This is a genomic window from Novosphingobium hassiacum (genome assembly GCF_014196055.1).
Classification (GTDB): domain Bacteria; phylum Pseudomonadota; class Alphaproteobacteria; order Sphingomonadales; family Sphingomonadaceae; genus Novosphingobium; species Novosphingobium hassiacum.
On sequence record NZ_JACICY010000006.1, the window covers coordinates 30,418 to 44,012 of the forward strand.

Consider the following 13,595-nt stretch of genomic DNA (forward strand, 5'->3'; position numbering starts at 1 on the left):
GGGTGCAGTACCTTCCCCTTCGCTAGAATGCATGATCCCGATGTCCTCCAAGATTTTTCCTGACCCGAAAGCCGCGCTCGACGGTCTGCTGTTCGATGGAATGACCGTGATGTCCGGCGGCTTTGGCCTTTCCGGCAATCCGGAAAGCCTCATCCCGCAAATCCGCGACTCCGGCGTCACTGGCCTCACCGTCGTGTCCAACAACGCAGGCGCTGAGGGTTTCGGCCTGTGGATGTTGCTCCAGAGCCGCCAGATCACACGCATGATCGCGTCCTATGTCGGCGACAACAAGCTGTTCGAAGAGCAGTTTCTGTCCGGCGAACTCGAACTTGAACTGAGCCCGCAGGGCACTCTGGCCGAGCGCATCCGCGCTGGCGGTGCAGGAATCCCGGGCTTCTATACCCGCACTGGCGTTGGCACGACCGTTGCCGAAGGCAAACCGACCGAGGTATTCGAAGGCGAGGAATACGTGCGCGAAACCTGGCTGCGCGCGGACCTTGCGATCATCAAGGCGTGGCGGGCCGATCCGGCTGGCAACCTGATGTTCCGCAAAACCGCGCGCAACTTCAACCCGGTCATGGCCACTGCTGCCAAGATCACCGTCGTTGAGGTGGAAGAAATCGTACCCGCAGGCACGTTCGATCCCGATTGCATTCATACCCCGGGGATCTACGTTGATCGTGTGGTGCTTTCGACGATCAATGAAAAGCGGATCGAGAAGCTGACCACCCGCCCCAAGCAGGCCACCGACGGGGAGTTGCAGGCATGAGCTGGACCCGCGACGAAATGGCCGCGCGCGCCGCGCAGGAGCTGCGCGATGGCTACTATGTCAATCTTGGCATCGGCATACCGACACTGGTAGCAAACCATGTGCCCGAGGGCGTCAATGTCACCCTCCAGTCCGAAAACGGAATGCTCGGTATCGGCCCGTTCCCCTATGAAGGCGAAGCCGATCCTGATCTGATCAACGCCGGCAAGCAGACCATCACCGCCCTGCCCGAAAGCAGCTTCTTTTCGAGTGCTGACAGCTTCGCGATGATCCGTGGTGGCCACATCGACATGGCCGTGCTGGGCGCGATGGAGGTTGCCGCTAACGGTGATCTTGCCAACTGGACGATCCCCGGCAAGATGGTGAAAGGCATGGGCGGCGCGATGGACCTTGTTGCCGGTGTCAAACGGATTGTGGTGGTCATGGACCATTGCGCAAAAGATGGCAGCCCTAAGATTCTGGAACGCTGCACGCTCCCGTTGACAGGCAAGGGTGTGGTCGATCTGATCATTACCGATCTTGGCGTGATCTCGGTCGAAAAAGGCGCCAGACTTACGCTCGTCGAATGCGCGCCGGGCGTCAGCGTGGACGAGATTCGCGCCCGCACCGGCGCAGAATTGAAAGTGGCAGCATGATTCAAGCGTTTGTCTGCGATGCCGTGCGTACACCGATCGGGCGCCTGAACGGCAGCCTTGCATCCGTTCGCGCCGATGATCTTGCAGCACTGCCGCTGCGCGCCCTTGTCGAGCGCAATCTTCAGGTGGATTGGGCGGCTATCGATGATGTCGTCCTCGGCTGTGCAAACCAGGCGGGCGAGGACAATCGCAATGTGGCGCGTATGGCCGTCCTCCTTGCAGGTTTGCCCGAAACGGTGCCGGGCGCCACGATCAATCGCCTGTGCGGTTCCGGCATGAACGCGATCGGCATCGCCGCACAGGCCATCCGCAGCGGGGATGCTGCCTTGATGATCGCTGGCGGCGCCGAAAGCATGACGCGCGCACCCTATGTGCTCGGCAAAGCAGGATCGGCATTCGGCCGCGACCAGAAGATTGAAGATACAACCCTTGGCTGGCGTTTCGTCAATCCTGCCATGCAGCGCGAATATGGCGTCGATACTATGCCGCAAACGGCCGAAAACGTTGCGGTGCAGTGGAACGTATCGCGCGAAGAGCAGGACCGCTTCGCCTTTGCCAGCCAGGAAAAAGCTGCCGCCGCGCAGACAAACGGCCGTTTCGCGCGCGAGATCATCGAAGTTTGCGTCCCTGCCGGCAAAGGCCAGACGCGCGCGTTTGCGCAGGATGAACATCTGCGTGCCACCACCCTCGAAGCGCTGGGCGCATTGCGGCCCGTGGTCCACGGTCAAGGCACCGTGACCGCCGGAAACGCATCGGGCCTCAACGATGGCGCGGCTGCGATGATCGTTGCGAGCGAAAGTGCCGCTTCGACACATGGCCTCGTCCCGCGCGCGCGGGTGGTCGGCATGGCTTCAGCAGGCGTGGCACCGCGCATCATGGGCGTCGGCCCTGTCGATGCGGCGCGCAAGCTGCTGGCGCGCACTGGCCTTGCGATGGGGCAAATGGACGTTATCGAACTGAACGAGGCCTTTGCCGCGCAGGCCATTCCCGTGCTGCGTGATCTGGACGTCGATCCCTTCGATCCCCGTGTCAATCCGAACGGTGGCGCTATTGCCCTTGGTCATCCGCTTGGCATGTCCGGCGCGCGACTGGTGCAAACCGCCGTGCAGGAATTGCACGAAACGGGTGGCCGCTATGCACTGGCCATGATGTGTGTCGGCGTAGGCCAGGGCATTGCCATGATCGTGGAGCGCGTGTGACCATGCAGACCAGTGCACGCACCATAGTCGTCGACGATGGCGCAAGCCTTGCCGTGGAATGTGCTGGCCCTGAGGATGCACCAGCCTTGCTGCTGTCCAACTCGCTGGGCACGACAATGGCAATGTGGGACCCGCAGATTCAATCCTTTGCCGATCGCTACCGCGTCGTGCGCTACGATGGCCGCGGCCAGGGGCAGTCGCAATCGACGCCCGGTGGCTATTCGATGGACCGCCTTGGCCGCGATGCCCTCGCCGTGCTCGATGCACTCGGCATCGCGCGGGCACATTTCTGCGGCCTGTCGATGGGCGGGATGGTCGGTCAGTGGCTGGCCCACCGCGCGCCTGACCGGCTTCTGCGCTTGGTGCTGGCCAATACATCGGCCTGTATGGCACCCGCTTCGGCGTGGCAGCAACGGATCGAAGGCGTCCTGGCAAACGGCATGGGGCCACTGGCCCAAGCCTCGCTGGCGCGCTGGTTCACGCCTGCTTTTCTCGAAGCGTCGCCCGCGCAGACTGACTGGATCAGCGGGATGCTCCTTGCCAACGATCCGCAAGGCTACGCCGGAAGCTGTGCTGCCATCCGCGACATGGACCAACGCCCCACTGCGGCACTCAACCGCGTGCCAACGCTGGTCATCGCCGGAACAGCCGATCAGGCGACCACGGTGGAAGACGCCCAGTTCCTCGTTGCAGCGGCCGCCGATGCGAACCTCGTCACACTGCCAGCGGCACACCTTTCCAACGTGGAATGCCCCGATCTGTTCGCGCAGGCGGTGCTCGCACACCTGGCTCAAGACTAGGAAGGGCCGGGCGCAGCCGCACTGGCAGGCCAGGTGTCGCGCCCCGCATCACGAAATGCGCGGGCGGCTGCGCTGCTGTCCGATGCGCGCAGGCTCAAAATGACCGGCGACACCACGCCCTGCCCTTGGAGCTGACGGTAGACGATGTTGCCATGCCGCGTCTGGCTCAACGCTTCTGGGACGATGGCGACGCCATCGCCCACCGCAACCAGGCCCAGGGCAGTCTGCACTTCGCGCACCTCGCGCGATGCCGCAGGCACCACCGCGTTGCGCGCCAGCAGACCTAGAACCTGATCCGCATAGGACGGGCGCGGTTGGCTGGGATAGAGAATGACCCGCTCTGCCTCCAGCGCGGCGATCGGCAGCGGCCCCGCGTCTGCAGCCAACGCCGAATCGATGGGGACGGCCACCATCAACGGTTCTTCGAACAAGACCTCGCGCACGATTGCCGGATCGTCGATCCGCACACGCCCCAGCCCGGCATCGATCCGGCCTGTCTTGAGCGCGGCCACCTGCTCCAGCGTGATCATTTCGATCAGTTCCACTTCGACATCGGGCATCGCCGCGCGAAAGCGGCGGATCATCGCTGGCATGTCGCCATGCAGGATCGATCCCACCACGCCCACCGCGAACCGCGGGCGGCGTGCCTGCTTCCACCGCTTGATTGTCGATTTGATCTGATCAACCGCCGCCACGACAGGCGCAGCCTGTTCAAACAGCAATCGCCCCGCCTCGGTCAATTGTACAGGGCGCGTCCCGCGTTCGAACAGGTCCACCCCAAGCTCGATCTCAAGATCACGGATCTGGCGGCTCAATGGCGGTTGTGACACGCCAAGGTGATCGGCGGCGCGGGTAAAGCCGCGCATCTCGACCACGGCGAGGAAGTAGCGCAAGTGCCGAATTTCCATCACGCCCTCTCATCATACCTTCAGAGCATGATAGCAGAGCGAACCGGTCTTTCCCACATTTCTGCAAAACGCTTAGTCAAATGGGCCATGACTGACTCTGCAAATTGCCGAATTTCGGGAATCGAGACGATACTGATCGATCTCCCGACGATCCGTCCGCACGTGCTGGCGATGGCCACGATGCATGCGCAGACGATCTGCCTTGTACGCGTCACCTGCTCGGACGGTATCGTTGGGTTGGGCGAAGCGACCACGATCGGCGGTCTTGCCTATGGTCCTGAAAGTCCCGAGACGATCAAGACAGCCATCGACACCTATTTTGCCCCACTGCTTTGCGGACAGGAAGCCACACGGCCTGCCACGGCGATGGCGCTGCTGGCCCGTCACGTGGTGGGCAATCACTTTGCCAAATGCGCCATCGAAACAGCGTTGCTCGATGCACAGGGCAAGCGGCTCGGACTTCCGGTCAGCGAACTCCTCGGCGGCAGGCGTGTGGAAGCCCTCCCCGTGCTGTGGACGCTGGCCAGTGGCGATACCTCGCGCGACATTGCCGAAGCCGAGCAAATGCTGGGCGTGCGCCGTCACAATGCATTCAAGCTGAAGATCGGCAAACGCCCGTTGGCGCAGGACGTCGCGCACGTCGGCGCGATCAAGCAGGCGCTGGGCGACCGGGCTTCGGTGCGGGTCGATGTGAACATGGCGTGGGACGAACCAACCGCCCGGCGCGGCCTTGCCATGCTGGCTGAAGTCGGGTGCGATCTGGTTGAACAGCCCATCGTGCGCCACAATCGCACCGGCATGGCACGCCTTGTCGCGCTGGGGCTGATCCCGATCATGGCCGATGAAAGCCTGACCGGCCCTGCCAGCGCGATGGACTTCGCGCGCGCCGCAGCGGCGGACGTCTTTGCCGTAAAGATCGAGCAATCCGGCGGCCTCGATGCCGCGCGCGCCGTGGCCCAAATCGGCGACGCTGCGGGCATTGGCCTATATGGCGGCACAATGCTTGAGGGCGCGATCGGCACGATTGCATCGGCCCATGCCTTTTCAACCTTCCCTTCGTTGCAGTGGGGCACCGAACTGTTCGGCCCGCTGCTCCTCACCGAAGAGATACTCGAAGAGCCTTTGACATATCGCGAGTTCACGCTCGAAGTGCCGCAAGGCCCCGGCCTTGGTATTGCGCTCGACGAAGATCGCCTCGCCCGTTTCCGGCGTGACCGCACAACCAGCCAATTTGCTCTTCAAGGAGCCTGATCCATGCTTTTCCAGGTAGAAATGACCGTCGCTATTCCGCTCGATTTCGACAAAGCCGAAGCGGACCGTATCAAGGCCACGGAAAAGGCCTATAGCCACGAACTCCAGCGCAGCGGCGAATGGCGCCACATCTGGCGCGTCGCCGGGCAATACGCCAACCTGTCGATCTTCGATGTCGTCAGCAACGAGCGGCTTCACGAGATCCTGATGGGTCTGCCGCTCTACCCGTTCATGACCATCAAGGTCACGCCGCTATGCCGGCACCCCTCTTCCATCCGCGATGACGATCGCTGACACCAACGTGCATTCCGGGAGAACACAGATGCCTTCAAACTTTGCCAGTTCCGACGCCGCCCAGAAGCTGCTCGATCGCGCCAGCGGCCTCGATGTCGCAGGCGGAAACCCGCGCCTGAAAGCCATCATGCGCGACCTGCTTCAAGCCAGCGCAGAGATTATCGTCAAGCACGACGTAAGCGAAAGCGAATTCTGGCAGGCAGCAAAGTTCATTGCCGACGGTGCCGGAGAGATCGGCCTGATCATTCCGGGCATCGGGCTCGAGCACTTCCTCGATCTCTACATGGATGCAAAGGACGCCGAAGCCGGTCTGGCCGGCGGTACGCCACGCACCATCGAAGGCCCGCTCTATGTTGCAGGCGCGCCGCTGGTTGACGGCACTACCGAAGTCGACCTCACCTCTGACCCTGATGAGACAGACACGCTGCATATGACTGGTACGATTACCGGCCCCGATGGCGAACCGGTCCGCGATGCCGTGCTCCATGTCTGGCACGCCAACAGCCAAGGCTGGTATTCGCACTTCGATCCCACGGGCGAACAGACGCCGTTCAACAACCGTCGGCGGATCAAGCTGGGCGCCGATGGACGCTATGCCTTCCGTTCAAAGATGCCTCACGGCTATTCGGTGCCGCCGGGCGGTGCCACCGATGTGCTGATGCAGGCGCTGGGTCGTCACGGCAACCGGCCTGCACACGTCCACTTCTTTGTCGAAGCTCCCGGTTATCGCACGCTGACCACGCAGATCAACTTCGGCGATGATCCGTTTGCCGCAGACGATTTTGCATTCGGCACCCGCGAAGGCCTGTTGCCAGTGCCCAGCCGTCAGGGCGACACGGCCCACATCGCCTTCGACTTCCAGATCCAGCGCGCCCGTTCGGACGAAGACCAGCAGTTCTCGCACCGCAGCCGCGCGGAAGGGTAACAGGTCATCGACCTATTCCCTGCGTATCGCAGAAATAGGTCAGACCGGAGCAGAAACATGGTCGCGGCCCCCGGTGAGTTGGGGGCCGCGATCTGATTCCTGAGCAGCGCGCTCGACGATATCTCGCAGATTGCCTCGCGCGCGCAGGCGGAAGCCTGCCGGTGCGGCGAAGCCTCAAGCCAACGGACGCCCCCATCACCGCACTGCCAAATTTGATCCAGATCAAAACTTGCGAATGCCTCTCAATAGTCTTGACCATGCGAATTAGTCGCAATAAGGACACTGCAACGTCCGCCCGATGCGGATCAGATCAGGGGCCTTATGACCATTCTCGCCAGCAACGCACGCACCACCCGCTATCTCGCCCTGTCCTGCGTCGGTTTTATCGCCTCTGCCCCCGCCATGGCGAACGATGTGACCACACCGGCGGACGAAGCGGCTGATGCGCCGGATCAGCGCACGATCATCGTCACCGGCGCGCAGGGCGAAGTGGTCTCGGCTAAGGCTACAGCGCCGATCCTCAACACCCCCCGCTCGATCGTCGTGGTCGACAAGCAGGTGATCAAGGACACCGCCTCGGCAACTCTCGTCGATGCGCTGCGCACAGTCCCCGGCATCACCTTCGGCGCGGCCGAGGGCGGCAATCCCATCGGCGACCGTCCGTTCATCCGCGGCTACGACAGCCAGGGCTCGACCTTCCTCGACGGCGTGCGCGACAGCGCCGCGCAGACGCGCGAAGTGTTCGCGGTCGATCAGGTCCAGGTCGTACGCGGATCGGACAGCACCTTGGGCGGGCGCGGTAGCGCGGGCGGATCACTCAACATCGTGTCCAAGCTCCCCGAGCGCGACGATTTCGTCGCCGCTTCGATCACCGGGGGCAATGCGGACTACAAGCGCATCACCGCCGATGTAAATTATCACCTGACGCCTACGATCGGCGTGCGCGTTGCCGGATTGTGGCACGATCAGGACGTCGCCGGACGCGATGCGATCTACCAGAAGCGCTGGGGGATCGCACCGTCGATCACCGTAGGGCTCGGCACGCCAACGCAGCTGACGCTCAGCTATTACCATCTGACGACCGACGAACTGCCCGACAGCGGCATTCCGTTCCTTTATGCCTGCTCGGCGACGTTCTGTAACGCACCGGTCGGCAGCACCCTCTCCGAACCGGCCATCGGCAACATCACCACCGCCAGCGGGCAGACCGGGTTTGTCGATCGCAGCACCTTCTATGGCTTGGTTGATCGCGACTTCCGCGATAGCAGGACCGACCAGTTCACTGCGCGCGTCCAGCACGATTTCGGCGACGTCACCCTGCGCAACACCGCGCGCTTCACGCACAACACGCAGGACTATATCTTCCTCCTGCCCGATGACTCGACCGGCAACGTCTTCGGCAACCCCGGAAACCTCGCCGCCCAGCCGGGAGGTCAGGTCTGGCGTCGCGCCAACACCCGCTACGGCTATGTCGATACCCTGACCGACCAGATCGACCTGTTCGGCAAAGTCATGACCGGCGGTATCGAACATAGCTTCGCACTTGGCGGCGAATGGTCCGCGGAAAAGGCGCGGCGCGGCACATTCGTCACGCGCGGCTTCCTCAATTCCTCGGGCGTCGAGATCCTGTCGCAAGGCTCCACGATCAGCCCGCGCTGCAACACCGCCACCGTCGCACGCTACTATTGCGCCAGCCTGTTTACTCCCAACCCCAACGATCCCTGGGTGAACTACGCCAGCGACACATCGTCGACGCTTGCGCCCATCGTAAAGTCGCTGCCGCTTGCAGAAACGCAGGTCGTGGGCTCGACCAAGGCGCTCTATGCGTTCGATTCGATCACCTTTGCGCCGTGGCTGATCGCCAACATCGGCCTGCGCTACGATGATTTCACCTCGAAGGTCACCCCCGGCCAGGCCGCCAATGCCACGCAGAGCTTCACGCTCAAACGCCGTGACAAGATGTTCAACTATCAGGGCGGTCTGATCGCCAAGCCGACTCCGAACACCAGCTTCTACGTCAGCTACGCCACCTCCTCGACGCCGCCCAACAGCCTGATCGGCGAAGGGCAGGAACAGAACAGCCTCGGCACGACCGCGTCTGCCGCCGGCCTGATCGACACGCTCAAGGTCGAACGGTCCAAGTCGCTCGAAGTCGGCGCCAAGGCCGATCTGTTCGACAACCGCCTCTCGCTGAACGTCGCGGTGTTCCGCACCCGCACCGACAATTCCCGCGTGATCGGGGCAGACAACACCGCGCAGTTCTTCGGCAAGAAGGAGGTCAAAGGCCTCGAATTCGGCTTCAACGGCCAGATCCTGCCCAGCTGGAACGTGTTCGGTGGTTACACCTACCTCGATGCCAAGATCACCGATGGCGGGTTCCTCGCACTGACCGCCGCTGCGGTCCCCGGACAGAAGGCCAAGGTCGTCAACGTCGCCTCGCCCAACACGGGCAAGCAGTTCCCGCAGACCGCCAAGCACAGCTTCACGATCTGGTCGAACCTGCAGGCGACTGAACGCTTCAGCCTCGGCGGCGGCGCATTCTACACCAGCCGCGTCTATGGCGGCTATGCCGACAATCGCACCGCGACGCAGAACAGCGCAGGCGTCGTGACGATCAATCCAGCGACAAAGGAAATCGCGCGTTCGATCCCCGGCTACTGGCGCTTCGATGCCCGCGCGGGTTTCCGGATCAACGACCACCTCGACGTTGCCGTCAACGTCCAGAACCTGACCGACAAGGTGTTCTTCACGCAGGCCTACCAGTCGCACTACGCTACCATCGGTGCAGGTCGCACCGTGCTTGGCACGCTGAACCTCAAGTACTGATGCCCTCACTCGACGATCTCAACGCACTGACCCCGGAGGCCCTGGCAGCGATTCTGTCAGGGCCTTCCGACGTCCGCGCCGCCTTTCTCTGCGACGCCGCAGAGGCGGGCCTTGCCGAAGCGCAGGCGCTCTATGGCCAGCTTTTGCTCGACGGCAACGGCGTGCAGCAGGACGCAAAATCGGCGTTCGCATGGTTCAACAAGGCCGCGGCGCAAGGCCACCTGATGGCGCTCAACATGGTCGGGCGCTGCTACGATCTCGGCTGGGGCACCGCTATCGACAAGACCCGCGCAGCCGAGTGCTTTCGCATCTGCGCCGATCGCGGTCTCGATTGGGGCCTGTACAACTATGCCACTGCGCTGACGCTGGGCGAAGGTGTCGCGCAGGACCGCCCTGCCGCGCTCGCCCTGTTCGAAAAGGCAGCTGCTCTCGGCAACGCCAAGGCTGCGAACTACGTCGGCAGCTTTCACGAAGACGGCTGGGTCGTCGCGCAGGACCTTGCGATCGCCGAAGGGCACTACCGCACCGCAGCCCAGGGCGGCGACTTCCGCGGCCAGTTCAACATCGCCCGACTGCTTGCCGCGAGGGGCGAGCACGACGAAGCCCTTGCCTGGCTCGCCCACGTCCGCGAAACAGCGACGCCCGCGTTTCTCGAAAAGTGCGAACGCTGGCTGCGCGGCTCGGACGATCCAATCTTGCGCGAACAAGGCGCGACCGCATTGCTCGGCGAGGGAGAACAGCCATGATGCACGTCATTCCCGATGTCTTCGATGCATCAGGCGTCGCCCACATCCGCGCGCTGATCGACGCTGCGCAATGGACCGACGGCAACGCCACCTCGGGCCACCAGTCCGCGCTTGCCAAGAACAACCGCCAGCTGCCCGAAACCTGCGCCGCCGCGCGCGAGGCTGGCGCGTACATTCTCGACGCACTGGGCACGTCCGCGCTGTTCATCGCCGCCGCGCTGCCACTCAAGGTCTATCCGCCGCTGTTCAACAGCTACACCGGCGGCGAGGCATTCGGGATGCACGTCGATGCCGCCGTCCGCATCCAGCCGGGTTCAGACTTCCGCATCCGCTCTGACCTCTCGGCCACGCTGTTTCTCGAAGACCCCGATGCCTACGACGGCGGCGAGCTAATCGTCGAGGGCCAGTTCGGCACCAGCCCGGTCAAGCTGCCTGCGGGCCACATGGTGCTCTACCCCTCGTCCTCGCTCCACCGCGTCGCCCCGGTCACGCGCGGCACTCGTACCGCCAGCTTCTTCTGGCTCCAGTCGATGGTCCGCGACGACGCCGCGCGCAGCATCCTGTTCGATCTCGACACCTCGATCCAGTCGCTCGCCGCGCGCAACGGCCACGATGACCCAGCGATCATTGGCCTGACCGGCGTCTACCACAACCTGCTGCGCCAATGGACGGACTGCTAGGCCGGAACACTTCACGCGCCGCAGCCGTTTGCATCAGGTGAAGATCGCGACCTACAACGTCAACGGGATCAACGGCCGCCTGCAGGTCCTGCTGCGCTGGCTCGACGAGGCCCGGCCGGACGTCGTCACGCTGCAGGAACTCAAGACCAGCGACGAGAATTTCCCCGAAACCGCGCTCAAAGATCTGGGCTACGAGGCGATCTGGCTTGGCCAGAAATCGTGGAACGGCGTTGCCATACTCTCGCGCGTCGGCACCATTCACGAAACCCGGCGCGGGCTCCCCGGCGAACCCGAGGATGAGCAGAGCCGCTACATCGAAGCCGCGATCAACGGCGTGCTGATCGCCGGACTCTACCTCCCCAACGGCAACCCTCGCCCCGGCCCGAAGTTCGACTATAAGATGCGCTGGTTCGCCCGGCTTCATCAGCATCTCGCTGGCCTCGTCGCGCTCGACGCACCGGTCGTGATCGCGGGCGATTTCAACGTCATGCCGACCGAGCTGGACGTCTACAAGCCCGAACGCTGGCTCGACGATGCGCTGTTCGCCCCCGAAGTCCGCGCTGCTTATGCCCGCCTGCTCGAACAGGGCTGGACAGATGCCCTGCGTGCGTTGCACCCCGGCGAAACTCTCTACACTTTCTGGAAATACTGGCGCGGCGCATTCGAGCGCGATGCCGGTCTGCGCATCGATCACCTGCTGCTCAATTCCCAGGCGGCCAGCCGGCTGATCAAGGCCGAAGTTGACCGTACCCCGCGCGGCTGGGACAAGACCAGCGATCATACGCCGGTATGGATCGAACTCGCCGATCGCACGTCACGCTAAGCGCGAGCGAACGAGGCAACTCCTGCTCCCCCAAGGTTATTTCACACTGCAAGTTATTGGACGCGGTGGCAAATACACTCTAATCCCCACGACAGGGCTATCCGGAATTCGGCCGCCAGTCAGAATGGGTCATGAGGCATGGGCACGGACAGCAAGTTTGAAACCGAGGCGGTCGAAAGCCTCGTTTCGACGCCGGGATTGGCCGACGCTCTCGAAAGCGATCGGTTCAAGCAGTTCCTCGACCACGTCCCCGTTGCAATCGCCATCTCGGAACTGCGACCTTCCGAGAAAGTGACCTACTGCAACTTCGAATTTGAGCGGATGACCGGCGTGTCAGCCGCATCTGTCGAAGGCGGCGACTGGACGGCGCTGCCCGGCGTCGCGGCCCCCAAGGATAACGACCAGTCGCTTGCGGACGCCGTCTTCACGCAGGAAGAATACCTCGGCGCGTTCGTGATCGATCGCGCGGGCCAGAATATCGAAGTCGATGCGTGGTCCAACACGATCGAAAACGATGAGGGCCAGCCGATCTACCGCCTCGTCGCCCTTGCCGAGCGCAGCAGCGGCGAACGGCAGCGACGCCTGCCCAGCGATGCCGATCATCAGCTTCAGGAACTGCAGCACCGGGTCAAGAACAACCTCCAGATGATCACCGCGCTGATCCGGATGGAGGCGCGCAACTTCGCCGACGACGAGACGGGTCAGCGGTTCGACCGGCTGGCTGGCCGGATCGGTGCGCTGGCGCTGCTCTACGATCAATTATCGGGCGAAGGCGCGGGTGACGTGATCGATCTCGGCACCTATGTCAGCCGCATCGCCTCGGCGGTGATGGAGGTCCACGCCACCGAAGGCGTCAGGCTCGAACTCGCGGTCGATAGCTGGCCGGTCTCGCTGAACGTAGCGATGCCGACCGGGCTGGTCATCAACGAACTGATGACCAACGCGCTCAAACACGCTTTCGTCGAAGGCGAAGGCGGCACGATCAGGGTCTCCAGCCTGGTCGATGATACGGGCTGCTGCGTGATCGTCGAGGACGACGGGATCGGCCTCCCCGAAGGCGCAAGTTGGCCGCAAGCGGGCAAAATGGGCGCAATCATCACGCATTCCCTGCGTCAGAATGCGGGCGCTTCGCTCAAGGTGCGCTCATCGCCCGGGTCGGGCGTGCGCGTCGAGATCCTGTTCTCGCGTGATGCTGCTGCGCCGGAAGCGGTTCAGACCTGAACGCAAGGTTCGGACGGAGAGGTGCCCGGCCACTCCGTCCGCCGCGATCGGTTCAGTTGCGCAGGCTGTCGGGCACGATGCCGCCGTTTTCGGCCAGCTTGTCCATGACCGCGCGATGCAGGGCGATGTTCTGCTCGGCGGTGCCATCCGCCGCCGCGCGCACGCCCAGTTCTTCCGCCAGTTCCTTGCGCGCCGACAGGCTGGAATCGAGATCGATCAGCTTCAGCAGATCGACGATCGACGACTGGTAATTGCCGCCCTTGTCGTCCTTCATCGATGCCATCGCCTCGAGTACCGCGCCGACATCGACCGACGTCGGAGCAGCAGGAGCGGGAGCGGGTGCCGGTTGCGCAGCCTGAGGCGCAGATGTCTGCGTCACGGCAGCAGGCGACGCCTGCGTCGGCGCGCTCTGTTTTGCTGCGGGGGCAGCCGCCGCCGCACCGGGGTGGAATATCTTTTTCAGGATGTTGCCGAAGATTGCCATGTCCTGCTCCTTGCAAGGTTGTCGTGGCTAGCCA

At 63.3% G+C, this 13,595-nt stretch carries 14 protein-coding genes; 12 read left to right on the forward strand and 2 right to left on the reverse strand.

The features are described from left to right. Window positions 1-40 precede the first annotated feature (40 nt). From GGQ88_RS12730 to pcaD, 4 genes are read left to right on the forward strand one after another with little or no spacing between them, the layout of a single operon-like run. Complete coding sequence (locus tag GGQ88_RS12730) at window positions 41-769, forward strand: CoA transferase subunit A (RefSeq protein WP_183613816.1); 729 nt, start codon at window positions 41-43, stop codon at window positions 767-769. Beyond that, window positions 766-1,404: a 3-oxoacid CoA-transferase subunit B gene (locus tag GGQ88_RS12735; RefSeq protein ID WP_183613818.1), complete on the forward strand. Its 639-nt coding sequence runs from the start codon at window positions 766-768 to the stop codon at window positions 1,402-1,404. Before GGQ88_RS12730 ends, GGQ88_RS12735 begins: the two co-directional genes overlap by 4 nt. Beyond that, on the forward strand, window positions 1,401-2,603 hold the full coding sequence (pcaF, locus tag GGQ88_RS12740; protein ID WP_183613820.1) for a 3-oxoadipyl-CoA thiolase: 1,203 nt from the start codon (window positions 1,401-1,403) through the stop codon (window positions 2,601-2,603). The genes GGQ88_RS12735 and pcaF overlap by 4 nt, the downstream gene beginning before the upstream one ends. Before the next feature lie 2 nt (window positions 2,604-2,605). After that, complete coding sequence (pcaD, locus tag GGQ88_RS12745; RefSeq protein WP_183613821.1) at window positions 2,606-3,403, forward strand: 3-oxoadipate enol-lactonase; 798 nt, start codon at window positions 2,606-2,608, stop codon at window positions 3,401-3,403. On the opposite strand, the gene GGQ88_RS12750 is transcribed toward pcaD, so the two are convergent. Beyond that, a complete protein-coding gene (locus tag GGQ88_RS12750; RefSeq protein WP_183613823.1) occupies window positions 3,400-4,311 on the reverse strand; it encodes a LysR family transcriptional regulator in 912 nt (303 codons plus the stop codon). The two genes, pcaD and GGQ88_RS12750, sit on opposite strands and share 4 nt — an antisense overlap. An 87-nt stretch (window positions 4,312-4,398) precedes the next feature. On the opposite strand from GGQ88_RS12750, the gene GGQ88_RS12755 reads away from it, so the two are divergent. The 8 genes from GGQ88_RS12755 to GGQ88_RS12790 all read left to right on the forward strand — a co-directional run bounded on the left by GGQ88_RS12755 (window position 4,399) and on the right by GGQ88_RS12790 (window position 13,077). Beyond that, window positions 4,399-5,562 carry a muconate cycloisomerase family protein gene (locus GGQ88_RS12755; RefSeq protein WP_183613824.1) on the forward strand — a complete coding sequence of 388 codons (1,164 nt, stop codon included), beginning with the start codon at window positions 4,399-4,401 and terminating at the stop codon, window positions 5,560-5,562. 3 nt (window positions 5,563-5,565) lie between these two features. Continuing rightward, window positions 5,566-5,856, forward strand: coding sequence for a muconolactone Delta-isomerase (gene catC, locus GGQ88_RS12760; protein WP_183613825.1), 291 nt, complete (start codon window positions 5,566-5,568; stop codon window positions 5,854-5,856). A gap of 28 nt (window positions 5,857-5,884) precedes the next feature. Further along, complete coding sequence (locus GGQ88_RS12765) at window positions 5,885-6,781, forward strand: dioxygenase family protein (protein ID WP_183613826.1); 897 nt, start codon at window positions 5,885-5,887, stop codon at window positions 6,779-6,781. Window positions 6,782-7,102: 321 nt separating this feature from the next. Continuing rightward, complete coding sequence (locus tag GGQ88_RS12770; RefSeq protein ID WP_183613827.1) at window positions 7,103-9,607, forward strand: TonB-dependent receptor; 2,505 nt, start codon at window positions 7,103-7,105, stop codon at window positions 9,605-9,607. Then, window positions 9,607-10,353, forward strand: coding sequence for a tetratricopeptide repeat protein (locus GGQ88_RS12775; RefSeq protein ID WP_183613828.1), 747 nt, complete (start codon window positions 9,607-9,609; stop codon window positions 10,351-10,353). The genes GGQ88_RS12770 and GGQ88_RS12775 overlap by 1 nt, the downstream gene beginning before the upstream one ends. Next, the gene (locus tag GGQ88_RS12780; RefSeq protein WP_183613829.1) at window positions 10,350-11,033 is read left to right on the forward strand and encodes a Fe2+-dependent dioxygenase; all 684 of its coding nucleotides are present in this window, start codon (window positions 10,350-10,352) and stop codon (window positions 11,031-11,033) included. Before GGQ88_RS12775 ends, GGQ88_RS12780 begins: the two co-directional genes overlap by 4 nt. 37 nt (window positions 11,034-11,070) lie before the next feature. Then, window positions 11,071-11,856 carry an exodeoxyribonuclease III gene (xth, locus tag GGQ88_RS12785; RefSeq protein WP_183613830.1) on the forward strand — a complete coding sequence of 262 codons (786 nt, stop codon included), beginning with the start codon at window positions 11,071-11,073 and terminating at the stop codon, window positions 11,854-11,856. A 138-nt stretch (window positions 11,857-11,994) separates the two neighbouring features. Beyond that, complete coding sequence (locus GGQ88_RS12790) at window positions 11,995-13,077, forward strand: sensor histidine kinase (protein ID WP_183613831.1); 1,083 nt, start codon at window positions 11,995-11,997, stop codon at window positions 13,075-13,077. Window positions 13,078-13,129: 52 nt separating this feature from the next. Here GGQ88_RS12790 and GGQ88_RS12795 read toward each other — a convergent pair whose 3' ends face one another. Beyond that, window positions 13,130-13,561 carry a DUF3597 domain-containing protein gene (locus tag GGQ88_RS12795; protein WP_183613832.1) on the reverse strand — a complete coding sequence of 144 codons (432 nt, stop codon included), beginning with the start codon at window positions 13,559-13,561 and terminating at the stop codon, window positions 13,130-13,132. Window positions 13,562-13,595 lie beyond the last annotated feature (34 nt).